Annotated in this window: 14 protein-coding genes; 10 read left to right on the forward strand and 4 right to left on the reverse strand. The window is 64.5% G+C overall.

What is annotated here, in order from left to right:
• The 3 genes from BLP82_RS21940 to gspH form a co-directional block, all read right to left on the reverse strand.
• The coding region (locus BLP82_RS21940) for a transposase (RefSeq protein ID WP_139197915.1) at positions 1-284 on the reverse strand (284 nt) is incomplete at its 3' end.
• Between the two features lie 128 nt (positions 285-412).
• On the reverse strand, positions 413-1,024 hold the full coding sequence (locus BLP82_RS21945) for a PulJ/GspJ family protein (RefSeq protein ID WP_092172871.1): 612 nt from the start codon (positions 1,022-1,024) through the stop codon (positions 413-415).
• Positions 1,021-1,473 carry a type II secretion system minor pseudopilin GspH gene (gene gspH / locus BLP82_RS21950; RefSeq protein ID WP_092172874.1) on the reverse strand — a complete coding sequence of 151 codons (453 nt, stop codon included), beginning with the start codon at positions 1,471-1,473 and terminating at the stop codon, positions 1,021-1,023. The genes BLP82_RS21945 and gspH overlap by 4 nt, the downstream gene beginning before the upstream one ends.
• A gap of 117 nt (positions 1,474-1,590) precedes the next feature.
• On the opposite strand from gspH, the gene BLP82_RS21955 reads away from it, so the two are divergent.
• Positions 1,591-2,019 carry a type II secretion system protein N gene (locus tag BLP82_RS21955; protein ID WP_092172877.1) on the forward strand — a complete coding sequence of 143 codons (429 nt, stop codon included), beginning with the start codon at positions 1,591-1,593 and terminating at the stop codon, positions 2,017-2,019.
• A 161-nt stretch (positions 2,020-2,180) separates the two neighbouring features.
• Here BLP82_RS21955 and gspI read toward each other — a convergent pair whose 3' ends face one another.
• On the reverse strand, positions 2,181-2,558 hold the full coding sequence (gspI, locus tag BLP82_RS21960) for a type II secretion system minor pseudopilin GspI (RefSeq protein WP_092172880.1): 378 nt from the start codon (positions 2,556-2,558) through the stop codon (positions 2,181-2,183).
• Between the two features lie 147 nt (positions 2,559-2,705).
• Here gspI and gspG point away from each other — a divergent pair, with 147 nt between their 5' ends.
• The 9 genes from gspG (at position 2,706) to BLP82_RS22005 (ending at position 25,642) form a co-directional block, all read left to right on the forward strand.
• Positions 2,706-3,155: a type II secretion system major pseudopilin GspG gene (gene gspG, locus BLP82_RS21965; RefSeq protein WP_060742020.1), complete on the forward strand. Its 450-nt coding sequence runs from the start codon at positions 2,706-2,708 to the stop codon at positions 3,153-3,155.
• An 8-nt stretch (positions 3,156-3,163) separates the two neighbouring features.
• On the forward strand, positions 3,164-4,150 hold the full coding sequence (gspK, locus tag BLP82_RS21970) for a type II secretion system minor pseudopilin GspK (RefSeq protein WP_092172883.1): 987 nt from the start codon (positions 3,164-3,166) through the stop codon (positions 4,148-4,150).
• Complete coding sequence (gspL, locus tag BLP82_RS21975; protein ID WP_092172886.1) at positions 4,147-5,328, forward strand: type II secretion system protein GspL; 1,182 nt, start codon at positions 4,147-4,149, stop codon at positions 5,326-5,328. Before gspK ends, gspL begins: the two co-directional genes overlap by 4 nt.
• On the forward strand, positions 5,321-5,896 hold the full coding sequence (gene gspM / locus BLP82_RS21980; RefSeq protein ID WP_092172889.1) for a type II secretion system protein GspM: 576 nt from the start codon (positions 5,321-5,323) through the stop codon (positions 5,894-5,896). Before gspL ends, gspM begins: the two co-directional genes overlap by 8 nt.
• Positions 5,893-8,253 carry a type II secretion system secretin GspD gene (gene gspD, locus BLP82_RS21985; protein WP_092172892.1) on the forward strand — a complete coding sequence of 787 codons (2,361 nt, stop codon included), beginning with the start codon at positions 5,893-5,895 and terminating at the stop codon, positions 8,251-8,253. The genes gspM and gspD overlap by 4 nt, the downstream gene beginning before the upstream one ends.
• 211 nt (positions 8,254-8,464) lie before the next feature.
• Positions 8,465-9,883, forward strand: coding sequence for a type II secretion system ATPase GspE (gspE, locus tag BLP82_RS21990; protein ID WP_092173030.1), 1,419 nt, complete (start codon positions 8,465-8,467; stop codon positions 9,881-9,883).
• Positions 9,883-11,094 carry a type II secretion system inner membrane protein GspF gene (gene gspF, locus BLP82_RS21995; RefSeq protein ID WP_060742025.1) on the forward strand — a complete coding sequence of 404 codons (1,212 nt, stop codon included), beginning with the start codon at positions 9,883-9,885 and terminating at the stop codon, positions 11,092-11,094. The genes gspE and gspF overlap by 1 nt, the downstream gene beginning before the upstream one ends.
• Before the next feature lie 546 nt (positions 11,095-11,640).
• A complete protein-coding gene (locus BLP82_RS22000) occupies positions 11,641-12,810 on the forward strand; it encodes a substrate-binding domain-containing protein (RefSeq protein WP_092172895.1) in 1,170 nt (389 codons plus the stop codon).
• Positions 12,811-13,024: 214 nt separating this feature from the next.
• Positions 13,025-25,642, forward strand: coding sequence for a filamentous hemagglutinin family protein (locus BLP82_RS22005; RefSeq protein ID WP_092172898.1), 12,618 nt, complete (start codon positions 13,025-13,027; stop codon positions 25,640-25,642).
• The last annotated feature ends 170 nt before the right edge of the window (positions 25,643-25,812 follow it).

Consider the following 25,812-nt stretch of genomic DNA (forward strand, 5'->3'; position numbering starts at 1 on the left):
GACATCAAGAGAGCGGTAGCCTTTTTTAGGATTTCAGCTTCCATCTCCATGCGCTTGATCTTGGCTTTTAGCTCCTGGATCTGGCGCTGATCGTCAGTAATCGCCTTGGTGCCTTTAACTGGCTGGCCCTCGCGTTCCTTACGAACCTGATCAACCCAGCGCCGTAAAGCGGTGGGTCCGATGTCCAGCGATGCACAAACTTCTGGTACCGGGCAGTTATCATCAAGCACCATGCTGGCAGCATGCAGCTTGAACTCGCGGGTATAGACCTTTCTTTCGTTCATGGAACCTCCAAGTTGGCGAAATCATATCGCCCTTAAGAGGTGTCCGGAATTATTAGGCCAGTTCAGCTTGCTCGCGATGGGGCCGGTACATTCGACATCATCCTTAACAGACCCACCGCTATCGCGAGCTAATCCAGCGGCCCCAGCACCTGTCGATAGCTTTCGGCCCCCTGAGGCGTCTGGCGAGTCAGGCTGACTTCGATGCCTGTCGGATTTTCCTGGCGGTTGCCGCTGAGTTTGCGCCAGCCTTTTTCCGTGTCCCAGTACCGCAGGCCGGCGTCGCTGACGTCACTGAGCACGGCCACGCCCGGGCCGGGTGCGGGCAGGGGGTAACGGTTGCGGGCCTGGCCTTGGGCGCGGTAAAGCGTGTCACCCTTGAGCCACCAGCGCACCCGTTGCAGCTCGCCTTCCTGGGTCGCCGCCACGCGGATCACATCCAGGCGAAAGCCCCGACCTTCGGTGCTGCGCACGGTAAGGGCGGGCGGTGCGGTCGAGGGCTGGTCGTCGACGCCGGGTTTGACCGGTTCACTCAGCTCGATGCTGGCGCGCAGGGCCACGTCGCGCTCCAGTTGGTTCAACACCCGCAGCAGCGCTTCGGTCTGCTCGGTACTGGCCTGCAAATGGCTGTCGGCACGGGTCACGCTGTCCAGCCCGCGCCAGGCGATCAGGCTGACCACCGCCATCAGCAGGATCGCCACCATCACCTCCAGCAAGGTGAAGCCTTTCTCCCGGGCGCTCATTGGAGTTGCACCCGCCCGGCGGCACTGCGTTGCACAGTGAGACTGTTCTGGCCGTCCGACAAGCGGATCTGCAAGGGTTCGCCGATCCATTCGGCATTCAACACGACCCGCTGCCTGGGTTCCACGCGCACTTCCATCGACGGACTTTGCCAGCGACGTCGGCGCAGTTGCGGGTCGTCCTCGAAGCGATCGACCCCGGTGCCCCGGTCCGCGCGGCGACTGAAGCCAAAGCCCTTGGCATCCCAGCGCCAGGTAATCGGCCGCCCGTCGCTGCGTGCTTCGGTCTGGGCCAGTTGCAACAGCTGCACCAGCCGTTCGCCATCCTGGCGCAGCAACCTCAACGGGTCCGGCTTGATGCTCAAGCTCACGGCGGCACTGGCGATGCCGATGACCACCAGCACCACCATCAATTCGATCAGGGTAAAACCGCGTTGCTTGCCGAGGTTCATGTGCGCTCCTTTGCGTGAGCGTCATCCTGCACGGTGAAGATGATAGGGATGTGAAATAAAACGGAGAGAATTGACGCGTACGCTGCAAGTTGGAATCAAAAAAAGGAGATTCAGGCCATGGCGTTCATCGAACGTGTGTCCCCGGCGCAAATCGTCCAGGTCGTGGGCTTGTTGGCGGCGTTGGCCGGGGTGGCGACCTGGTCTTCGCTGCTGCTCACGTCGGCCGAGTCGCGCACGCCGGACGTCGCTCCGCAGCGCATGGCCGAGCGTTCCGATAACCCGGCGTTGCAATGGTTCTCCAACCAGCCGGCACCGGTGGACATCAAGGTCAGCGGCGTGCTGGCCGGTACCCACGCCGCCGTGGCGATCCTCAGCCTCAACGACGGGCCGCCGCGCAGTTTCCTGGTGGGTGAACGCGTGGCCCAGGGCGTACGGCTGGTGGCGATCGAGGCGCAGGCGGTGGTCATCGAACGTGGCAATGAGCAGACCCGGCTGGCCCTGGCCCGGTTGCCGGATTCGGTGAGTTTGCCCTCGCTAACCCGCTGAAGCCCTTGTGGCGAGGGGATTTATCCCCGCTGGGCTGCGCAGCAGCCCCAAATGGCAGAATGCATTAGGCCTGGCATTTGATGAGGATGATTATTAGGGCTGCTTCGCAGCCCAGCGGGGATAAATCCCCTCGCCACAGAGGATGTGTTAATCCATACCATTCAAGGTTTGTCCCGGCTGACCAACGTCTCCAGCCGAGCCAACGGTGGTGCTTCGCGACTGCGGTCCGACACGCTCAGTTGAACCTGCAGCAACCGGCCGTTTTCCGCCGGGCGCAGGGTCTGTTCGCAGCGCAGCAGCAAGCGCCCCTGGTCGCACTCGAACACTTCGGAACCCTGGGCAAAACGGCCTTCCAGGCGCAACTGCGCCAGTTGGCTGCGAGCGGCCAGCAGGGCGATGGATTTGTCCCGCAGCAGGCCGTTGCTCTGGGTCATCACCGCCGCCACGCGCACGGCGGCCGACATGGCCACGGCGATGATCGCCAGGGCCACCAGCACTTCGATCAGGGTGAAGCCGGCTTGCGGAGCAGGGCGTGGCATGGCGCGGGCTCGGGTGCGAGGGCAGCCTCAAGGGTAGCCGGCGTTCGTGACCGATTGACGACGCAAGCTCCTGAGCAATTTCAATATCACTGACATATTTTCTTGCAACACTGCGCCTCGAATCGAATCCAGCGAAGGACCGTCGAGATGCAGATCGCCCGTTACAACGCCCGTTCCCAAGGCCCTCGCGGGCAGCGGGGTTTCACTCTGATCGAAATCATGGTCGTGGTGGTGATCCTCGGCATCCTGGCGGCGATGGTGGTGCCCAAGGTCCTCGACCGTCCCGACCAGGCGCGGGCAACGGCGGCGAAACAGGACATTGGTGGCCTGATGCAAGCCTTGAAGCTGTATCGCCTGGATCACGGCAGTTACCCGAGCATGAACCAGGGTCTCAAGGTGCTGGTGGAGAAACCGGCCGATGCGAAGAACGGCACCTGGCGCTCCTACCTCGAGCGCCTGCCCAACGACCCATGGGGCCGCCCCTACAACTACCTCAACCCCGGTGCCAACGGCGAAGTCGATATCTTTTCCCTGGGGGCCGACGGCCAGCCTGATGGCGACGGCGTGAATGCCGACATTGGCTCCTGGCAGCTGTAAGGGCCGTGATGCGAACGGATTCGCCCCTCGCGGCGAAGCAGCGCGGCATGGCGGTGATCAGTGCCTTGCTGATCGCCGCCGTGGTGGCGGTCATCGCCGGCGGCATGCTGACCCGCCAGACCTTGTTCACTCGCAGCCTGGAGGCCGAGCAGTTGCGCGTCCAGGGCACGGCGCGATTGCAGGGCGGTCTGCAACTGAGTCGCCAGTTGCTCCGGGATGCCCGGCAGCGCGATCCACTGACGCGCTTCGGCCAACCCTGGGCCAAACCCATCGTGATACCGGGTTCAGGCCAGATCGACACACCCTTCGAAGGCCAGTTGGAAGATGAGCAAGGCAAGTTCAACCTGCGCAACCTAGTCGCCAATGAGCGGGTGGACGAGGAACAAGTGCGCGCCTTCGAACGCCTGTGCCTGCAGTTGGGCGTGGCCGCGACGGTCCGCACGCGTATCGTCGACAGGGTGGTCGAGGCCTATCCGCGCCTGTTGAATCCGCAGCGGGTGGACCAGGCGCCAAAGGCCAATACCTTCAACAGCGGGCGCGAAACGTCGCCCCAGGCCGACAACACGCCGCTGGCCCCGACGCGGCCGATGCTGCGCACCTTGCAAGACTTGCGCAGCGTCAAAGGCGTCACCACGCGGTTACTGGACACACTGGCGCCTTACGTGACGATCCTGCCCGCCAACACCTGGCTCAATGGCAACACCGCCAGTGCCCCGGTGCTGGCCGCCTACGTGCCTGGGCTGTCGCTGCAACGGGCCGAGGCACTGGTCAGGGAGCGCGACGGCGGCCACTGGTTTATCAACCGCGGGGATTTCGTCAATCGCCTGCGCATGCCGGAGCTGGAGACCGCCAGCGTCAAGGTCGGCATCACCAGCGACTGGTTCCGCCTGCGGGGCCAGGCGCGCAGTGGTCAGCGGCGGGTCGAACTGGAGGCTTTGCTGCAACGCACCGAGGACCGCTTGCCCCAGGTGATCTGGTCAAGGGTGGGGGTATGACGCGCTTGCGTATCGCCCTGGCGCCGCTGGGCAGCCTGGACCTCGACAGCCCGCTGGCGTTTGCCTGGCTGGATCGCCAGGGCCAGGTCCGCGAGCAAGGCCGCAGCAGCCTTCGGGCGTTGGGCCAGCGTGGTAAAAACCTTTCGGTGGAGTGTTTCCTTCATCCCCGCGACAGCGTGTTGACCCGCCTGGAGTTGCCACTGTTGCCGGCGGCCAAGATCACCGCAGCGGTGACGTGCGCGGCCCAAGCCCTGATGCTCGGCGCCAGCGAACACATGCAGGTGGCCCATGGCCCGCGTGACATTGACGGGCAGGTGCAGATCGCCTGGCTGGACCGTGAATCCCTCGCCAATCTCGGGCGGCTAGTGCACCAGGCCGGCATGAAACTGCGCGGCCTCTACCCGGCGGCCTACGCCTTGCCGGTGCTGTCGGGGCCGGTGGCTTGCATCGAGGACGACCATCTGCTGGTGCGCCATGGCCTGCAGCACGCCGTGGTGCAACCGTTGCAGGAGGAGGCGCTGGACGAGTGGCTACTGGAAACGGGGGGTGGGCTGCACTGGATCGGCGCCGCGCCGCCACAATCTTCCCTCGACACCTTGGCGGAAGGCCAACGCTGGACTGGCCCCGCTCCGGGCTGGGGCTTGCATGCCGGTCTTGCACGCAACGCCGTCGAGCGCGGTGGCTGGGGCCGGGCGGTAGCGATCTGCGCGACAGCGCTGGCGGTGTGGGTGGCCGGGTTGAACCTCTATGCCGCCCGCGAAGCGGCCCAGGGCCAACGGCTAAAGGCGCAGATGAGCCAACGGGTGAAACAGGCGTTTCCCGAGTTGCCGGTGATCCTCAACCCGTTGCAACAGGCACGCCAGCAAATCGCTGCGCGCCAGAGCGGTGCGGCGACCGACCCGGCCCAACGTTTTGCCAGCCTGGTGCAACAGGCGGGCAGCGCCATGCCGTTCATGAGCGGCAATGTCCAGGCGTTGGTGTTCGAGAACGGTGAGTTGCGCCTGACTGTCGTGGCCGAGGCGCAGAAAACCGCCGCCGAAGAGGATTGGAAAATCCCCCTGGCCCAGGCCGGCATCGACGTCGCCGCCGTCGACCAGGGCTGGCGCCTGCGGGTGGCCCCGGCCGGCCAGGGTACGCAGGACGCCTCCGACGAAACCCCGGACGCCGACGATGAATAAGCTCTCCCTGTCACTGGCGCGGGTCCGTTGGCAAATCTTTCGCACGCGTTTGCGCACGTTCTGGCAGGGGCTTGCCGTGCGCGAACAAGCCGCCGTGGCCCTGGCCGTGCTGGTGTTGGGCGGCTGTCTGGTCTGGCTCGCGCTGATCCAGCCACCGCTCAAGACCATCGCCTACTGGCAAGCCGAAACCCCGAAGCTGCGATCCCAGACCGAGGCCCTCGAAGTGCTGTTGCGTGGCCTCGCCGGGCCCGCGCAAGGTCTGTCCCTTGAAGCCGCCTTGCGCCAGAGCCTGGACGCCAGCGGCTTGAGCCAGCACTACCAATTGCAAGCGCCCGGGACCGAGCGCCCCGGCGCCTGGCAGCTCACGTTCGAGCAGGCCCCGGCGGAGGCGGTCATCAGCTGGCTGCTGGGCAATCCACGGCAATTCTCCCTGGAGGTGATCGAGGCCCGTTTGCAGCGCACCGCCCTTGCCAATCCCAATAACCACGACAACCTCGACAACAGCGCCGGCACACTGTCCGGAACCGTTCGCATGGATCAGGCGCAAAGCGCTAAGGAAGCTTCATGAAAGGGGCCCGATACCCACGTCATTGGCGCAAGGCCGCGCCGCTGTTGTTGCTGGCGTTGAGTGCGTGCAACAGCACGCCGCCCGCGTCGCAGCCACCGTTGCTGGTGGACAGCGAGCTGGGTATTCCATTGGGGAGTACCCAGCGCAGCGGCGATGCATTGCTCGATCGCCAGCGGGCCCAGGACCTGCGTGAACGCAAGCCCGCGGTGCGGCATCAGGTCGATCTCACCGCCCGTGCCCGAGAGCCCCGCAGCAATGTGCCGGCGCGCACGCCCCTGGGGGATCAACCGGTGACGCTGAATTTCGTCGAGGCGGATATCCAGGCGGTGGTGCGGGCCTTGTCCCGTTCCACCGGCCAACAGTTCCTGGTGGACCCGCGGGTCAAGGGCAACCTGACGCTGGTTTCCGAAGGCCAGGTCCCGGCCCATCAGGCCTACGACATGCTGCTGGCTGCGCTGCGCATGCAAGGTTTCAGCGTGGTAGACGTGGGCGGCGTGGCCCAGGTGGTGCCGGAGGCCGATGCCAAGCTGTTGGGTGGGCCGATCTACAGCGCCGACAAACCGGCCGGCAACGGCATGCTGACGCGCACCTTCCGCCTGCAATACGAAAACGCGGTGAACCTGATCCCGGTGCTGCGCCCGATCGTGTCGCCGAATAACCCGATCAATGCCTACCCGGGCAACAACACCATTGTCGTCACCGATTACGCCGAAAACCTGTCGCGGGTGGCGCAGCTCATCGAAGGCATCGACACCCCGAGTGCCATCGACACCGATGTGGTGCCGATCCACAACGGCATCGCCGTCGACATCGCGCAAATGGTCTCTGACTTGCTGGAAACCCAGGGCGGCGACCAGACCCAGAAGATCAACGTGATCGGCGATCCGCGTTCCAATTCCATCATCATCCGCGCCGGCAGCCCCGAGCGCACGGAGCTGGCGCGCAACCTGATCTACAAGCTCGACAACGCTCAGAACAACCCGAGCAACCTGCACGTGGTGTACCTGCGCAACGCCCAGGCCGGCAAACTGGCCCAGGCCCTGCGCGGCTTGCTCACCGGGGAAAGCGAAGGCGAGGGCAACGACAACTCGCGCTCGGTGCTCAGTGGCATGGGCGCCAGTACCAATGGTCAGAATGGGCAGGGCAGCAGTGGCGATGGCACCGGCAGCACCACCAGCGGCAGTGCGTCGACCAGCGCCAACGGCTACGCCCAGGGCAACAACGGGACAACCTCCGCTTCGACGAAAAACGAACAGAGCACTGCTTTCAGTGCCGGCGGTGTCACCATCCAGGCCGACGCCACCACCAACACCTTGCTGATCTCCGCGCCGGACCCGCTGTACCGCAACCTGCGGGAAGTCATCGACCTGCTGGACCAGCGCCGGGCCCAAGTGGTGATCGAGAGCCTGATCGTCGAGGTCGGCGAGGACGACGCCAGCGAATTCGGCGTGCAATGGCAGACCGGCAACCTCGGTGGCAGCGGCGTGATCGGCGGGGTCAACCTCGGCGGCACCGGGCTCAACCTCAACGGCAAGACCAGCATCGATGTCTTGCCCCAGGGCCTGAACCTGGGTTTGGTCAATGGCACCGTGGACATTCCCGGTATTGGCAAGATCCTCGACCTCAAGGTCCTGGCCCGGGCCTTGAAGAGCAAGGGCGGCACCAACGTACTGTCGACGCCGAACCTGCTGACCCTGGACAACGAAGCGGCGAGCATTTTTGTCGGCCAGACCATTCCCTTCGTCAGCGGCAGCTACGTCACGGGCGGGGGCGGCACCAGCAACAACCCGTTCCAGACCGTGACCCGCGAGGAGGTGGGTTTGAAGCTCAATGTCCGGCCGCAGATTTCCGAAGGCGGGACGGTCAAGCTCGACATCTATCAGGAGGTCAGCAGCGTCGATAATCGCGCCTCGAGCACCACGGGTATCGTCACCAACAAGCGCGCCATCGACACCAGCATCCTGCTCGACGACGGGCAGATCATGGTCCTTGGCGGGCTGCTGCAGGATGGCTACAGCCAGAGCAACGACGCGGTACCGTGGCTGTCGACGATTCCCGGGATCGGCGCGCTGTTTCGTAACGAACGGCGGCAGATCACCAAGACCAACCTGATGGTGTTCCTGCGGCCCTACATCATCCGCGACACGGCGGCGGGACGCGGCATTACCCTCAATCGCTACGACTTCATGCGCCGCGCCCAGGGCCTGCTGCAACCGGATCGCAGCTGGGCAATGCCGGACATGCAGGCCCCGCAACTGCCGGCCTCGGCGAGGGCGATCCCGGGGACGCCGCCCGCCGGGCCGCAGATGCCCAGGGCGGTGATCAAGGCGGTGCCGGTCGAAGGAGGCACTCGCTAATGAACAACAACCCTGGAAACACTGCATTTGTGGCGAGGGGATTTATCCCCGTTGGGCTGCGCAGCAGCCCCCAGCCTGACACCAAGGTATGTCGGGTGGATGTTGTAAGATTTTTTGGGGCCGCTGCGCAGCCCAACGGGGCGGTGCGACGTTTCGCTAAATCCCCTCGCCACAGGTTTTGTGCATGGCCAAGTGGTCGGGGGTTGTTGCCATGAACACCCTCCCATACGCCTGGGCCAAGGCCCAGCGCCTGGTGTTGCGGCAGGCCGAGGACGGTGCGGTGCTGATGGTGTGCCCGTCCACGCCGGGCTGGTCCATCAGTGAAGTGCGCCGTCAGTTCGGCGAAGTGCGGCTGGAGCGGGTGCGCGACGAGGAGCTTGACGGGCTGCTCAACAGTGCCTATGCCGACACCGGCAGTGCTGCCGCGGTGGTGGGCGCGGCGGAAAACGAAGTCGACCTCGACCGGCTGATGCAGGACATCCCCGAGATCACCGACCTACTGGACACCCAGGACGGCGCGCCGGTGATTCGCATGATCAATGCCTTGCTGACCCAGGCCGCACGGGATGAGGCCAGCGACATCCACATCGAACCCTACGAGAGCCATTCCGTGGTGCGCTATCGCGTCGACGGCACCCTGCGCGATGTGGTTTCGCCACGCAAGGCCCTGCACGGTGCGCTGGTGTCGCGGATCAAGATCATGGCCCAGCTCGACATCGCCGAAAAACGCCTGCCTCAGGACGGCCGCATCGCCTTGCGCGTCGCCGGTCGACCGATTGATATCCGCGTCTCGACGGTGCCCACCGGCCACGGCGAACGGGTGGTGATGCGGTTGCTGGACAAGCAGGCCGGGCGCCTGCAGCTGGAAACCCTGGGCATGGATCCGGACGTATTGGGCAAACTCGATCACCTGATCCGCCAGCCCCACGGCATCGTCCTGGTCACCGGCCCCACGGGCAGCGGCAAGACCACCAGCCTCTACGCCGCCCTGGCCCGGCTGGACGCCAGCGTCCACAACATCCTCACGGTGGAAGACCCGGTGGAGTACGACCTGCCGGGCATCAGCCAGATCCAGGTCAACGCCAAGATCGACATGACCTTCGCCCTGGCGTTGCGGGCGATCCTGCGCCAGGACCCGGACATCATCATGATCGGCGAAATCCGCGACCTGGAAACCGCACAAATCGCCGTGCAGGCGTCCCTCACCGGTCACCTGGTGCTGGCGACGCTGCACACCAACGACGCGGTGTCGGCCATCAACCGCCTGATCGACATGGGGGTCGAGCCGTTCCTGCTGGCCTCGTCGATGCTCGGCGTGCTCGCCCAACGACTGGTGCGCAGGCTCTGCCCGCAGTGCAAGCAGCCGGATCCGGCCACGCCCGGCACCTGGCGCCCGGTGGGGTGCCCGGGCTGCAACCAGACCGGCTACAGCGGGCGCACCGGGATCCATGAACTGTTCTGCATCGACGACGATATCCGCACGCTGATTCACCTGGGGGCAGGGGAGCAGGCACTGCGCGCCGCCGCTCGCCAGGCCGGCATGTTCAGCATGCGCGAGGATGGCGAGCGCTGGGTGCGCAGTGGCACCACGGCCCCTGAAGAAATCCTGCGCGTGACACGGGACGCCTGATGAATCGCTACCGTTTCGAGGCCGCCGACGCCCAGGGCAAGATTGAATCCGGACACTTGGAAGCCGACAGCCAGGGGGCGGCCTTCAACCTGTTGCGCAGTCGCGGGCTGACGGCATTGCAGGTGCAGGTCGAGCGCAACACGACACCGGCGAACGGCGGTGGCTTGTTCAGCGCCAAACTCTCGGACAACGACCTGGCCTGGGCCACCCGGCAACTGGCGAGCCTGCTGGGCGCGAGCCTGCCGTTGGAAGCCGCGTTGAGTGCCACGGTGGAACAGGCCGAGCGCAAGCACATCGCCCAGACCTTGAGCGCGGTGCGCGCCGATGTGCGCAGCGGCATGCGCCTGGCCGAAGCCCTGGCGGCACGCCCCCGGGATTTTCCGGAAATCTATCGGGCGTTGATTGCCGCCGGTGAAGAGTCCGGCGACCTGGCCCAGGTGATGGAGCGATTGGCGGACTACATCGAAGAGCGCAACAACTTGCGGGGCAAGATCCTCACGGCGTTCATCTACCCTGGGGTGGTGGGGCTGGTGTCGGTCGCCATCGTGATTTTCCTGCTCAGCTACGTGGTGCCCCAGGTGGTCAGCGCGTTTTCCCAGGCCCGCCAGGACCTGCCCGCGCTGACCGTGGCGATGCTCACCGCCAGTGATTTCATTCGGGCCTGGGGCTGGTTGTGTTTTGGCGTGCTGGCCGGTGGGTTCTGGAGTTGGCGCATGTACTTGCGCAAACCGGCGGCGCGCTTGAACTGGCACGCGCGGGTCTTGCGCCTGCCGCTGATCGGGCGTTTCGTACTGGGCCTCAACACCGCGCGCTTTGCCTCCACCCTGGCGATTCTCGGCGGAGCCGGGGTGCCGTTGCTGCGAGCGCTCGAGGCCGCACGCCAGACGCTGTCCAACGACCGCCTGAGCCAGAGCGTCAGCGAAGCCACGGCCAAGGTCCGCGAAGGGGTTAACCTGGCGGCGGCGCTGCGGGTGGAAAAAGTCTTCCCGCCAGTGCTGATCCACCTGATCGCCAGCGGCGAGAAAACCGGCTGCCTGCCACCGATGCTCGAACGCGCCGCGCAAACCCTGTCCCGCGATATCGAACGCCGCGCCATGGGCATGACTGCGTTGCTGGAGCCGCTGATGATCGTGGTCATGGGCGGTGTGGTGCTGGTGATTGTCATGGCGGTGCTGTTGCCGATCATCGAGATCAATCAGTTGGTGCAATAAACCGCCCTCTACTGGTTGACACAGATCTTGTGGCAGACACAGGTCCTGTGGCGAGGGGATTTATCCCCGCTGGGCTGCGCAGCAGCCCCATGCCAGCCCAGTCAATTCGTCTGATACACCGAGGCGGCAGTTGTGAAGGGTGCTTCGCACCCCAGCGGGGATAAATCCCCTCGCCACAAAAGCACACCGAGCAAAATAGATGTTGACGCCGTCAACACCTCCCGAGCCTCACCATCGCCAAACTCGGGTTCCTTGTTCTGTCATCTTCCGTCGCCCGGCAACCATCCGCCGCCACCTCCACGGGCAGCCCTTGCCGTCCCCCTGGAAAAACCGCCTGAACCCACGGCGCAGAGCCCTCGAACACCCGAGGAAAAAACTCGAAAAACAGCCCTCAGCTCCCGAGGTTTTTTCCTTTATCTGTCACCGGAAACTGCGAATTTCTAACCCATGGCCTCACCCCATCGCCATCGGCACAGGACCGAGCGCCATGACGGCAAGCACGCGTCACCCCAACCTACGTACGAACACGATGAAAGGAGATTCTTCATGTTTAAGCGCAACGTTCTCGCGGTATCCCTGACCCTCGCCGGCCTCTGCGCCGCTCAGGCCGCCATGGCTGATGTCAATGGCGGTGGTGCTACCTTGCCTCAGCCGCTGTACCAGACTTCCGGCGTCCTGACTGCCGGTTTCGCCCCTTACATCGGCGTGGGCAGTGGTGCCGGCAAGTCGGCTTTCCTGACCAACGACTACACCAAGTTCGTGCCAGGCGACACCAGCGGCAAGAAAGTGCACTGGGCTGGTAGTGACTCCAAGCTGAGCGCCACCGAACTGAGCACTTACGTCAGCGCCCACGGTGCTGCCTGGGGTCCATTGATCCAGGTGCCATCGGTCGCCACCTCGGTTGCCATTCCGTTCAACAAGACCGGCACCGCCAACGTTGACCTGAGCGTCAACCAATTGTGCGGCGTGTTCTCCGGCCGTCTGACCGACTGGAGCCAGATCACCGGTTCGGGCCGTACCGGCGCGATCACCGTGGTCTACCGTGCAGAAAGCAGTGGCACCACCGAGCTGTTCACCCGCTTCCTGAATGCCAAGTGCGCTGAAACCGGCACCTTCGCCATCACCACCAACTTCGCCTCCAGCTACAGCGGCGGCCTGCCAGCCGGCGCCGTTTCTGCCACTGGCAGCCAGGCTGTGATGACTGCAGTGAACGCCGCCCAAGGCCGTATCAGCTACATGAGCCCGGACTACGCGGCTACCACCCTGGCCGGTCTGGACGACGCCACCAAGGTCGCCCGCGTTGCCGGTGTTTCCCCAGCCCCGGCCAACGTATCGGCCGCCATCGCCGCTGTTGCGGTACCTGCCGTCGCCAACCGCTCCAACCCGAACGCCTGGGTACCGGTGTTCGCCGCTACCACCAACCCAAGCGACCCTAGCGTCGTAGCCTACCCAACCACCGGCTACCCGATCCTGGGCTTCACCAACGTGATCTTCAGCCAGTGCTACGCCGATGCGACCCAGACCACTCAGGTTCGCAACTTCTTCAGCCGCCACTACGGTTCGTTGACCAACAACGACTCGGCCATCACCGCCAACCGTTTCGTGCCGCTGCCTTCGGCTTGGAAAACCGCCATTCGTGATTCCTTCGTCACGGCTTCCAGCGGTCTGAGCATCGGCAACACCAGCGTCTGCAACGCCATCGGTCGTCCGTTGTAAGCCCAGGCTTGAACGACTCGCAACATCCGGTCAGCAACGGTGAAAGCCGTTGCTGACTTTTTGCGTCATAGCCGTACCAACACAGCCACATGAAATTTTCATGACATCCGTTCGGTCGCGAGCGGCTGTAACCGCCTAACCCCTATAACCAACGCTGGCAGCTTGATAGCACTGCGTTGCGCCCCCTTAGAGCGAACCCGAAAGGATGAGTAGGATGCTGCGCTGCAAACCCCAGACGAACCCGAACGCCCCACGTCGCGATGGCGAGTTGTCGATGTTGCGGCTCAAGCCGCTGGCCCAGGCCATTGCCCTGCTGATGGTAGCCGGCAATGCCCAGGCGGCGACGGCGTTCAGTTCGGCCTGGTTTGCCGCCAAGGGCGCGTCCCAGGCCGGTGGTACGGGGCGGCCCACGACCGCGCAGCCAGGCATGCCGCCACCCTTGGCCCAACAGCAACGGGCCAATGCGCAGTTGCAGCGTTCGCTGACCAACCTCAACAACACCGTGGCCGCCATCGCGGCCCAGCAGGCGGCCCAGGCCGCCGGGCGGCAAGCGGCGTTCGGGCAGGTGCAGACCGTGCCCGACGGCTTGGGCGAGGGTGGGCTCAAGGTCGATAACAGCCTGACCCAGGGCTGGCTCAACGCCAAGGGACCGCAGCAGACCCAGAGCGGCGGCAAGACCACGGTGAAGATCGAGCAGACCGCCGACAAGGCGATTCTCAACTGGGAAACCTTCAACGTCGGGCGCAACACCACGGTGGATTTCCAGCAGCAGTCGGACTGGGCCGTGCTCAACCGGGTCAACGATCCGCAGGCGCGACCGAGCCAGATCCAGGGTCAGATCAAGGGCAACGGCACGGTGATGCTGGTCAACCGCAACGGCATCATTTTCAGCGGCAGCAGCCAGGTCAACGTGCGCAACCTGGCGGCGGTGGCGGCCAACATCAGCGATGAGCAATTCAGCCAGCGCGGCTTGTATGTCGATGCCACCGGCAGCCAGCCGACCTTCACTGATGCGGCGGGCAAGGTCGAAGTGCAGCAGGGCGCACTGATCGAAACCCATCGCGCTGCCACCTCCACGGCCGGTGGTGGTTATGCCTTGCTGCTGGGTTCTGAAGTGGAGAACGCCGGCTCCATCATCACTGCCAAGGGCCAGACCACCCTGGCGGCGGGCGACAGTTTCTACATCCGGCGCGGCCAGGGCACCAGCGGCAACCTGCGTTCCACCACCCGTGGCAACGAGGTCGCGACGTCCCTCAAGCCCGGCAGCAGTGCCGGCACGGTGATCAACAGCGGCCTGATCCAGGCCAGCACCGGTGACATCACCCTCACCGGGCACAACGTGCAGCAGAACGGCGTGGCCGTGGCCAGCAGTTCGGTGGACACTCGCGGCACCGTGCACCTGCTCAACGCCTTCAGCGACAGCAGCGGCAGCGTGACCCTGGGGCAGGGCAGCGCCACGGCGGTGTTGCTCGATGCTGCCGGCGGCAGTGCCCTGGACAGCCAGCGCAACGCCGGACCGGCCGGCCTGGATGGCACGCCGAACAACCTGATCACTGGCCAGTTCAACAACCTCAGCAGCGTGGTCGACCGCAGCGACCAGTCCCGGGTCGAGATCGTCAGCGGCGGCAGTGTCGACTTCCAGAACGGCTCCATCACCCTCGCCACCGGCGGCCAGGTCGCGGTGAGCGCTGCCGGGCGCAGCCTGGTGCGCGATGGCGCGGTGATCGATGTGTCCGGCGCCATCGGCGTCAAGGTGGCGATGGAATCCAATTCCATCAAGGTCAACGTGCAGGGCAATGAACAGCGCGACGCCCCGGTCAACCGCGACGGCGGCAAACTGACCAACAACGATGTGTGGGTGGACGTGCGTGACTTGATCTACGTGCCGGCGGGCACTAACGGTTACGCCACCGATCGTTGGTACACGGCGGGTGGATTGTTGGAGGTCGGCGGTTACCTGGGCACTCGCGGCCACAGTGTCGGCGAATGGGCCGCACAAGGCGGTACCCTGACGTTCACCGGCAACGATGTGGTGACCCAGCAGGCGTCGCAGTTGAACCTGTCTGGCGGCACCTTGGATGTGCAGAGCGGCTACCTGCGCCAGTCCTGGCTCAAGGGCGCCGATGGGCGCTTGTATGAATTGTCCAAGGCACCGGGGGACATTCTCTATACCGGCATCTACAAAGGCTACGAAGACCACAGCCAGCGCTGGGGCCAGACCGATTACTACTACAACCCGCTGATCGCCCCGCGCGAGCGTTTTGAGGCCGGCTACACCGTTGGCCGCGATGCCGGCAAACTGGTGGTATCGACCCGCAACGCGGTGCTGGAAGGCCAGATCGTTGGCGAGGTCTACCGGGGTGAACGCCAGACCCAGGCGCCGAACCTCAACCTCGATGGTTACCAGCAATCGCAAAACGCCGTGGCCCGTCGGGCCCAGTTGTGGGTGGGCAGCTACACGCCGATCTATGACAAGACCAGTGGCGTGATCAATAGCGGCCTGAACCCCACCTTCGATCAGGTCACCGTCGGCAAGGTGACCGACAAGATTGCCGCAGGCCTGGACCTGACCTCGATGGTCGGCAGCGACCGGCAAGGCAAGTTGGTGCTGGATAACGCGCTGCTCAATGGCTTCCAGCTCGGCGCGGTCAAGGTGGCAGCGGCGCAAGGCATCAACGTCGATGGCACGCTCAAGGTGGCCGATGGCGGGGATATCACGCTTTATGCGCCGCAGGTGGAGGTGAACGCCGACCTGACCGCCCGTAGTGGGCGCATTGCCTTGGGTAACGTGCTTAAACAGGTCCGAACCGATAATTTCCAGATGGAAGACGTTGTGCTTTCGCCCGCCACCGGTCAGCGTGCCGCGGTCACGCTGGGCGAGGGCGTGACATTGAACACCGCTGGTCGGTGGAGCAACCTGCTACTCGACGGCAACGATCACCAGGGCCTGCCGTTCCTCAATGGCGGCGCTGTGTCTGTACGCAGCAGCGGCGACATCGATGTGCGCCAGGGCAGCCTGATCGACGTCAGCTCCGGTGCTGCGGTCATGGCCGATGGCAAGACCCGTGGCGGCAAGGGCGGTGACCTGACCCTGACCGCCAGTACCGGCACGTCGTCCAGTAACGGTGCCTTGAACCTGGGCGGCGAATTGCGCGGCACCGGCGTGAATGGCGGCGGGACCTTGAAACTGTCGGCCAACAAAGTGCTGATCGGCGACAGCGGTTCGCCCCTCGAACCCGGCACTTTGCAACTGGGCGGCGACTTCTTCGACAAAGGCTTCTCGGCCTATGACATCACCGGTAACCAAGGCCTGACCGTGGCCGAAGGCACCCGCGTCGATGTGACGATGCCGGTGTACCGTTTCGGCGAGCAGGCGTTGAGCACCGGCAGCGGCGCAGAACCGGCCGATGCGTTGCAGCGCTGGACGCCGCAGCTGTACCAGGAAGATGCGATCAAAGGCGTCCTGACCCAGCGTCGCGGCGCAAGCCTGAGCCTCACTGCCGGTACCGCGAACTCCAGCGCGGCCGACATGGCCAGCACGGTGTTGAACCTCGGCAAGGGCAGCGTGATCAGCGTCGATCCGGGGCAGGGCATCGATGTGCGCAGCATCGGTCAACTGACCGCCAACGGCACCCTTAATGCGTGGGGTGGGCGGGTCAGCCTCACCGGGTTGAGCGTCATCGGTGCGCAGGGTGAAGCCGTCAACGCCCAGGGCCACGGTCGTTCCATCTGGCTGGGCGAGCAAGCGCTGATCGACGTCTCCAGTCGGGCCGTGACCGCCCAGGATATGCGCGGTCAGACCTATGGCTTGGTACGTGATGGCGGGCAGATTGTCATCGGCGGCCAGATCGATGCCACAAAGGGTTCGGCTTCCGCATCCGAACTGTTTGTCGTGGTGCGCGACGGCGCGCGTCTGCAAGCGGATGGCAGCCAGGCCGTGCTGGATGTTCCCGGACAGGGACGCACGTCGGTGGCGAGCGATGGCGGCAGTATTTCCGTGGCGTCGGCCAATGGTTTGTACCTGGATGGCGATTTCAGCGCTCGTTCGGGGGGCACGGGGGCGGCAGGGGGCAGTTTGTCGGTGGCCCTGGAAACGCCGTATTACCGCAACGATGCGGTCAGTGACAGGGTGTTGCAAGTGCGTGAGCTGGTGCTCGGGCAAAACGCCCAAGCGACCCTGCCGGGCGACACGGCCGAAACCTCGGCGGATTCACTGGCCTACGGTCACGGCCGATTGGGTGTGGATCAGGTCCAGTCGGGTGGCTTCGACAGCCTGGCGCTGTTGAGCAACGGGCTGTTGAGCATCGATGGCGACGTGTCGCTGTCCCTTGGCCAAAACCTGAGCCTGTATGCCCGCAGTTTTGTAACCAGTGCAGCCGCGCCAAATACCCGGGCTCAACTCAATGCTTCCCATGTACTGCTGTCGGGCCCCGCGGCCAACCTTCCAAACAGGGATAGCTACGTCCGACCGGTGGTCGATGGCGGCGTATCGTTGCAGACGAACAAGGCCGTGTTTTCTGTCAACGCAGACCTGCTGGATGTGCAGGGTAACGTGACCTTCAGTAGCAAGGGTACCGTGCGACAGGCCGACGGCAGCACCGTCGAGTTGGAGCGCGCCGGTTTTGACCGGGTTCAGTTAAGCAGTCGGGGGGATGTGCGATTCCTGGCCGGGTTCTCGAACGATGGATTGCCTACAGGCTTTACCACCCAACTCCTGACGCCTTCGGACATGATGTTGCAAGCCGCTCAGCTGTATCCAGCGACGGGCGTTGGCGCCCGGGTTTTGGCGGGTTGGAGCATGACCGCGGAGGGAACGCCGCAATATGATCCTTTGCGCAGCCTGGTCATCGGGCGAACGACCCAAACCACGTCCCAGGTGCCTTACTCGGCATTCGGGCGCTTGCAATTGGGTAGCGCAAGGATTGAACAGGGCGGGGTGGTACGGGCACCGCTGGGTTTGATTGAAATCGGCACCAATGGTGGTCCCGGGGAAGCCATCACCGATCGGATCAACCTGTTGCCGGGCAGCTTGACCTCGGTCAGTGGCCTGGGTCTGGTCATGCCGTATGGCGGCACTGTCGATGGTCAGAGTTACCAGTATGCCGGCAAGAAGGTTGTGCTGCTGGGGCAAGGCGCGGTTCCTTCCGAAAACGGCGACATTAATATCGGCGTGATTCTGGGCGGCAAGTCGGTGGAGGGCCAGGAAGGCTCGGTACTCGACCTTTCGGGTGGCGGTGACTTGCTCGGTGCTGGTTTCATCTCCGGCCGTGGCGGTTCCACCGACGCACGCTTCAACCCGTTGGTACAAATTGGCGCGAACGGCGGCTTCACCCTGCCGGGGCTGTCCAGCAATCCGGTCTACGCTATCGTGCCGGGCAATCAGAGCCAGTATGCGCCGGTCGCCCCCGAAGGCGGCGCGGTGGATCCGCGAGTAGGCCAGCAAATTACCATTGGCGCCGGTGTGCCAGGGCTCGCCGCCGGTACCTATACCCTGATGCCGTCCACGTATGCGTTGATGCCAGGAGCGTTCCGAGTCGAGGTCAACGGCCTGGCGGGACAAGGCCTCACAACGGGCGCGCAACAGATGCGCAACGGCTCCTGGACCACCGCTGGCGTGCTCTCGGTCGCCAATACCGGACAGCGCGACAGTTTGTCCAGCCAGGTCATCCTGACGTCGGGGGATGTGCTGCGTCGCTACTCGCAATATAACGAAACCAGCTACGCCCAGTTTGCCGTGGCCGATGCCGCTCGCCTGGGCGTGCCTCGGGCCGTCTTGCCGGTCGATGCCAAGACCTTGAAGTTGAGCCTGTCGCCTGGCGCGGGAGATCAGGCGTTTTCCTTCAAGGGCATCGGCAAGTTCGCGCCTCAAACGGGGGGGTATGGTGGTACTGTCGCTGTGACTGCTATCGCGAATAAGGCGTTGGAGGTGGTAGCCGAGGGAAGTGGGGCGACGGCCGGCTTCGAAGGCGTGACCCTCAATGCCGAGAGCCTGAATGCGTTGAATGCCTCGCGCCAAGTGATCGGTGGCCAGTTTTCAGTGATCTATGGACAAGGCGGCAATTACATCAGCCCGCAGAAGGTGTCGAGCAGCGTGATCTTGCGCGAAGGCGCGACCTTGGCAGTTCCCGAAGTATTCCTTCTGTCCAGTGGCGGGGAAGTGCTGGTGGAGCAAGGCGCCGCCATCAATACCATCGGCCGGGGCAAGGCCGCCTATGACGCCCGTGATGGTTTTATCTATAACCTGAGCGGGAAATCGCTCAACTACAGCATGCTGGCTGCCTCCAACGGTTTGCTCAATGTGCTTGCGCCCGAGTCGGGTTCCAACGGCTCCATCAACATCGGCGGTTGCAGCCTGATAGCGTGCAGTGGCGTCACACGGATTCATTCCGAGGGCAGTATCGTCGCCGCTTCGGGCGGCAGCGTGGCCCTGAGTGACCAAGTGCGCTACGGCACCCGTCACCTGACCCTGGCCCTGAGTAATATCAACGTCGGCACCGCCCAGGCACTCAGCGATGCGGCGATGCGCCAGGTCTTGCCAGGGGGGCTGACCCTGAGCCAGACCGTGCTTGATCGCCTGTTGCGTGGCGACACCGAATATGGCGCACCGGCCCTGGAAACCCTAGAGCTGTCGGCCCGCGAGGCGTTGAATTTCTACGCAACCGTCAGCCTCGACACGTATGACCCGGTCACCGGCAAATCGCGCCTGAGCAACCTGATGCTCAGCACCCCGGCCATCTATGGCGCCGGCAACGCCAATGACGTGGCGACCATCCGCACCGCCAACCTGATCTGGAACGGCGCTGTTGGCGCGCCGGGTTCGGTGATTGCCGGTGGGGCGGGCACCGGTGCCGGTCGCCTGGACATCCAGGCCCAACGGATCGAGTTCGGTTACAGTGACTTCGCCCAGCCCAGCTCGATCACCACCCTGGATCGCCTGGCGCTGGGATTCGCCAACGTCAACCTCAGCGCCAGCGAGCGATTGACCGCCAACCACAAGGGCAGCCTGGCGGTGTATCAGAGCCAGGGGGCCTATGACGCGAAAACGGGCTACGCCTACAGTGGCGGCAACCTGAATATCCTTACCCCGTTGCTCACCGGTGAGGCCGGTTCGGTCAACCGCATCACCGTAGGTGGGGCGGTCAATGTGGCAGGCACGACCGCTAAGCCGGGCGCTGTCTCCGGGCTTGGGGGTGAGTTATCCCTCAAGGGGCAGAGCCTCAACCTGGCCAGTGCCGTGGTGCTGCCCAGCGGCAAGCTCACCCTCAGCGCAACGGATGACCTGACCCTCGCCGACGAAGCGTTGATCGATGTAGCCGGTCGCGCGATCACCTTCAACGATGTCACGCGCTACAGCGCCGGTGGCGAGGTGATCCTGCAAAGCCGCAACGGCAACATCCGCCAGGCCGGTGGGTCGAGCATCGACCTCTCGGCTCGCAATAATCAGGCTGGCCGGCTCAGTGCGGTGGCGTTGGACGAGGCGGCCGGGCTGGTCGACCTGCAAGGACGAATCCTCGGCAGCAGCAGTGGCGAGTATGACGCCGGCGGCACCGCCACGCCGTACTTGGCCGGCGACGTGGAAATCCAGGCCCAGCGCCTGGGCGACAGCGGCGATCTCAGCGAGCAGTTCGCGGCCCTGAACCAACGTTTGAACGATGGACAGGTCTACGGCTCCCGTGGCTTCCAGCTCAAACAGGGCGACCTGGTGATCGGCAACGAACTCAAGGCCTCGACCATCAGTGTGTCGGTCGACAACGGAAACCTGTTGGTCAATGGCAAGGTAGACGCCAGCGGCGAACGGGTCGGCAGCATCCGGCTCGCCGCCGGGCGCTCTCTGACCCTGGGCAGCAACGCGGTGCTCGATGCCCACGGCAATCGCCTGCGTGTAGACAGCTACGGCAAGATCATCGACTCGCCGAACCGCGCCATGGTCGACCTGACCTCCCGGGGCGGCGTGCTGACATTGGCCGATGGTGCGCGCATCGATCTGCGCCATGGCACCGCGGCGGCTGAGGGGCAGCATGATGGTCGCGCTCGCGGCACCCTGGAGCTCAATGCCCGGCGCGCCGGCCCGGATGCCACCTACGGTGACATTGCCATCGACGCCAGCGGCAACCTGGATATCCAGGGCGCACGGTCCATCGCCGTCAATGGTATGTGGCAATACAACGACGCAGCCTTTGGCAGCGATCCGGCGGCCAGTGGCCGTCCTTATCAGGTCATCGACCAGGCCTACCTGGATGGCAAGCATCAGGACAGCCTCGCCTTCATCAACGCGGCGCTGGCCAACAGCGATTTGATGCAACGCAAACTCGCTGGGCTGAGCAACGCCCGTTATGCCGATGCGTTCCACCTACGGCCCGGCGTCGAGATCGTCAGTGCGACGGCCGACGGTGATCTGGTGGTGCAGGGCGACCTGGACCTGTCCGGTTATCGCTACGCCAGTGTCAACCCGCACACCCGGCAAACCGCCGTGTACGGCTCCGGCGAGGCCGGCGCGTTGACCCTGCGCGCCGGGGGCGACCTGAGCATCTACGGCAGCATCAACGACGGATTCGCTCCGCCGCCCGCCACTCAGGATGACAAAGGCTGGGTGTTGCTGCCCGGCATCGATTTCACCGGTGGCGACATCGTCGTCCCCGGTGCCGGCGTGACCCTGGCCGACGGTACGGCGTTCCCGGCGGGAACCACGCTCAACTACGACTTACCCATCAAAAACGTGACCCTGGCGGCCGGCACCCGGTTGCCAGTGGCGGCGATCCTGGAGCAACCCTTGGAACTGCCGGCCGGCACGGTATTGGCGGCGGCGGTGCACGACGCCTCCGGCAACCTGCTGTTTGCCGCGGGCACTTTGCTGAGCCGGGCCCAGACCCTCGAAGCCGGTTCGCAGTTGGGCGCCGGCAGCGTGTTGAGCGGCGCCGCCGCATTGCTCGGTTTCACCTGGCCCAAGGGCGTGGCGCTGCCCAATGTAGCCAACGCGGGCAATGTGCAGAGCAATATCCTCAGGCTGGACGGCAGCCTGGCGCTGAACCGTGGTTCGCTGATCCCGTCCGGGACCGATGTGAAGTTGCCGGATGGCGTCGAGTCGATCCAGCTACGTCCGGAAATCGCCGGCAGCGATGGCCGCATGTGGGCTATCGCCCCGATGCTCGCCGAGGGTTCGCAATCCTGGTCGCTGCGGCTGGTGGCCGGGGCGGATACGACGGCGGCGGACAGCCGGATCGTCCAGCCCGATCCGGTACAAGGCGACTTGCGCCTTGCCGATAGTCACTACGGCATGTTTGGCAAATCCGTGCCGGCCAAGGGCACCTATCGGTGGACTCAACAAGGGGTCGATGAGCTGGCGGGCGCGGGATTCACGGTAGAGCTTGGCCAAACCGTTGACCTGGACATCGTGAGCAATTTTGGCTACGACTCGGTTGACGCCTTCTGTGCGGATTTCGCCGGCATTTGCGCGCTTCAAGCTTCTTACAGATGGACCAAGGCCGCGGAGGAGGAGTTGGCCGGTTCCGGCTTTGAGGTCAAGGCCGGCGAGCTGATCAGCCAGGCCGCTGCGCAGTTTTTCCAGTTTGATTCGGTTCAGTCACTCTGCGACGCGGCGCCGAGTGTCTGTGCCCCCGCAGACGTGGAGTATCAAGCGGTTGCCGGCAGTGTCCGTCCGAGCGTCATCCGCACCGGTACCGGGGACCTGGAACTGCTCAGCGGTGGCAACCTGCGCATGGATTCGTTGTTCGGCATCTACACCGCCGGCACCTCGTCAGCACCAACGTTCCCGGGCGATCCCTACAACCAGCCCAAGGCCCTGGGCGCCAACGGCAAGGTGCTCAACGACGAGGATGGCAGCAACGAAAAGCTGGTCGATGGCGGCACTGAAAGTCTCTATCGCGCCTGGTATCCGGACGCGGGCGGCAATCTGTTGCTCAAGGTCGGCGGCGACCTCAGCGGTAACCTGACCGCGCCTGCAGCAACCCCGAACGGACGACCGAATCCCGCCGACATTGGCCAGGACTCGGCCAATGTGGGCAATTGGCTCTGGCGCCAGGGCAATGGTGATTCAGTGAGCAGCCAGCCGACCGCCTGGTGGATCAACTTCGGTAGTTATACCGCGTCGACGGTATCGGGTGGCGCTGATCAAATGGCCGCCTTCACCGGGTTCGGAACTTTGGGTGGCGGTGATCTGGATGTACAGGTGAAGGGTGACGCGGGCGTGTTGAACCGGCTCGCCGGTGGCGACTTCAACTCAAACATCAGCCCTCGTAGCCAGGGGCTGCTGTTGGCGGTGGGCAGCACCGGACGTGTGGGCGCTGATGGCAGCCTGCAATTGACCGGCGGTGGTGACCTGAGGCTGCGGGTGGGGGGCGTTCTGAATTCCGATAGCCGGCTCACGGACGGGCGTCTCAGTGGCGCAGTGATCAATCTGCGTGGGCATGCGCAGCTCGACAGCAGCGTGATCGGGCGAATCGACCTGCGCTACGGTAATCAGGGCACGGACCAGTCCCCGGGGGAAACGCGGGCTTACGATTCCTTCCGCTCCACACGCGGCCAGGCAACCGGTGGCTTGACCCTGATGCCAGGCGACGCCACGTTCAATCTTTCGACCCTGGGCGACCTGGTGGTGCAGGAGGTCGTAGACCCGGGGAGAGCGCCGATAATGAGCGTTTCGCCCTTCAAGAATGGCGAGATCAATGGGGCGGGTGTGAGCTGGTTTACGCTGTGGACGGCCAATACGGCAGTGGACCTTTGGTCGTCGGGGGGCAATATGACGCCCCTGGTGTCAGAAATCGAGACCGACCTGTCGGTGGTCTATCCCTCCATCCTGCGGGCTGTGGCCGCCAGTGGCAGTCTTTATTATGGCCAGGCCAAGGTTTTTGGTACCGCAGGCTACGATGGCAGTTATCGCAGGGCGCTGCTACTCGCACCCGGTATCAACAGCGAGCTGCAGTTCCTGGCCGGCGACTCCATCTATGGCGGCGACCTGACGGTCAGTCGTTCCGGGGCCTCGTCTGCGGCCATGGCCACCCCGCTGCGGCCGGCTTTCATGGGGCTTGTCAATGGAAGTGTGGTGGTCAGTAACCTCTCTGCCGATGCCAATAGTGTCTCCATAGGCGCGAATACATTGCCGTTGTTTGCTTTTGACAGCAGCAGCGCTGCCGACGAATGGGCGACCAACACCGATCCTGCCCGTTTCTATGCGCTCAAGGGCGACTTGCTGGCCGTCAATAGCGGGCGGGCGATGACGTTCACCACCCCGAGTGACAGCCGATTCGGCCAGACCTATTACGAAGGAACCGGGTCGGTGTGGATGATGGCCGGACGGGACATCGTCAGCAGCGGCACCCCGCTGAGTGGCGGCAGGGGCGGTGAGTCGGTCACGGGGGAGTACACCAGCGCCGGCAACCTCTTCATCCACAACAACCCCACCGACATCTCCATCGTCTCAGCCGGGCGCGACATCCTCTACAGCAACTTCAACGTCGCCGGTCCCGGCCTGCTGGAAATCACCGCCGGGCGCAATATCCTGATGGACGACAAGGTCAGCATCACCAGCCTCGGCGCCGTGGTGCCGGGGGATTCGCGCTCTGGCGCGAGCCTGGTGCTGCAAGCTGGCGCGGGCCTCAACGGCGCGGATTACGAGCGCTTCGTCAAGGCCTACCTGGACCCGGCGAACCAGGCCCTGGCCGGTGTGCCGCTGGCGAACCAGGACGGCAAGGTCGCCAAGACCTATGAAACCGAACTGGTGGATTGGCTCAAGGAACGCTTCGGTTTCAGCGGCGACACCGAGCAGGCCCGCAGCTACTTCGCGGCGCTGCCGGCCGAGCAGCAGCGGGTGTTTGCCCGCGACGTGTACTTCGCCGAGCTCAAGGCCGGCGGGCGTGAGTACAACGAAGTGGGCGGCGTGCGCCAGGGCAGTTACCTGCGCGGGCGGGAGGCTATCGACTTGTTGTTCCCGAGCAAGGATGTGGCGGGCAATCCGATCACCTACAAGGGCGACATCACGATGTTCGGCGGGGCGGGGGTGCACACCGATTTTGGTGGCAGCATCCAGATGCTGACGCCGGGTGGCGGGCAGACGTTCGGCATCGAGGGTAACGCACCGCCGTCCACCGCCGGGGTCATTACCCAGGGCGAGGGCGATATCCAGTTGTATGCGCAGAACAGCATCCTGTTGGGGCAGAGCCGGATCATGACCACCTTTGGCGGCTCGATCCTCGGCTGGTCAGCCCAGGGCGACATCAACGCCGGCCGGGGTTCGAAGACCACCGTGGTGTACACGCCGCCCAAGCGCTTGTACGACACCTGGGGCAACGTGACGCTGTCGCCTTCGGTGCCGAGCACCGGGGCCGGTATCGCCACCCTCAACCCCATTGCCGAAGTGGCGCCGGGGGATATCGACCTGATCGCGCCGTTGGGCACCATCGATGCGGGCGAGGCAGGGATCCGGGTGTCGGGCAACGTCAACATCGCGGCGTTGACCGTGGTGAACGCGGCCAACATCCAGACCCAGGGCAAATCCACCGGCGTGCCGCTGGCGGCCTCGGTGAACACCGGGGCCATCACCTCGGCCAGTTCGGCGGCGTCTTCGGCGACGCAAGCGGCTGAAGACGTGGCCCGTCAGCAACAGAACGCGGCGCGGCAGAACCAGGCGTCGGTGTTCACGGTGCAGGTGGTGAGTTTTGGCTCCGAGCAACTGGCCCCCTCACGTGATGGCGCCAGCCGCGACGCGCCTCGGGCCTACGACCCGGCCAGCCCGGTGCAGGTGCTGGGCGCGGGGCCTTTGGACGAGCAGAGTCGCCAGCGGCTGACCGAGGAGGAGCGGGGGCGGTTGAGTTTGTAGGAGATTGAGCTTGCAGTGAGGTGGGCTGTGATGGCCTCATCGCGAGCAAGCTCGCTCCCACCGGGAACTGGGGTGTTCATGAGTTTTCTGCATGCACCACAGCGCCCATTGTGGGAGCTAGGGGTTTAGGAGCTTTGCATGCACCGCAGGTCTCATTGTGGGAGCGAGCT

It is taken from the genome of Pseudomonas sp. NFACC37-1, from assembly GCF_900101575.1.
In the GTDB taxonomy this organism is placed as follows: Bacteria; Pseudomonadota; Gammaproteobacteria; order Pseudomonadales; family Pseudomonadaceae; genus Aquipseudomonas; species Aquipseudomonas fluorescens_AA.

What these genes read in the sequence shown, in the direction of transcription:
- BLP82_RS21945 (WP_092172871.1), bottom strand. Translation starts at nt 1,024, where the DNA reads ATGAGCGCCCGGGAGAAAGGCTTCACCTTGCTGGAGGTGATGGTGGCG.
- gspH (WP_092172874.1), bottom strand. Translation starts at nt 1,473, where the DNA reads ATGAACCTCGGCAAGCAACGCGGTTTTACCCTGATCGAATTGATGGTG.
- BLP82_RS21955 (WP_092172877.1), top strand. Translation starts at nt 1,591, where the DNA reads ATGGCGTTCATCGAACGTGTGTCCCCGGCGCAAATCGTCCAGGTCGTG.
- gspI (WP_092172880.1), bottom strand. Translation starts at nt 2,558, where the DNA reads ATGCCACGCCCTGCTCCGCAAGCCGGCTTCACCCTGATCGAAGTGCTG.
- gspG (WP_060742020.1), top strand. Translation starts at nt 2,706, where the DNA reads ATGCAGATCGCCCGTTACAACGCCCGTTCCCAAGGCCCTCGCGGGCAG.
- gspK (WP_092172883.1), top strand. Translation starts at nt 3,164, where the DNA reads ATGCGAACGGATTCGCCCCTCGCGGCGAAGCAGCGCGGCATGGCGGTG.
- gspL (WP_092172886.1), top strand. Translation starts at nt 4,147, where the DNA reads ATGACGCGCTTGCGTATCGCCCTGGCGCCGCTGGGCAGCCTGGACCTC.
- gspM (WP_092172889.1), top strand. Translation starts at nt 5,321, where the DNA reads ATGAATAAGCTCTCCCTGTCACTGGCGCGGGTCCGTTGGCAAATCTTT.
- gspD (WP_092172892.1), top strand. Translation starts at nt 5,893, where the DNA reads ATGAAAGGGGCCCGATACCCACGTCATTGGCGCAAGGCCGCGCCGCTG.
- gspE (WP_092173030.1), top strand. Translation starts at nt 8,465, where the DNA reads ATGAACACCCTCCCATACGCCTGGGCCAAGGCCCAGCGCCTGGTGTTG.
- gspF (WP_060742025.1), top strand. Translation starts at nt 9,883, where the DNA reads ATGAATCGCTACCGTTTCGAGGCCGCCGACGCCCAGGGCAAGATTGAA.
- BLP82_RS22000 (WP_092172895.1), top strand. Translation starts at nt 11,641, where the DNA reads ATGTTTAAGCGCAACGTTCTCGCGGTATCCCTGACCCTCGCCGGCCTC.
- BLP82_RS22005 (WP_092172898.1), top strand. Translation starts at nt 13,025, where the DNA reads ATGCTGCGCTGCAAACCCCAGACGAACCCGAACGCCCCACGTCGCGAT.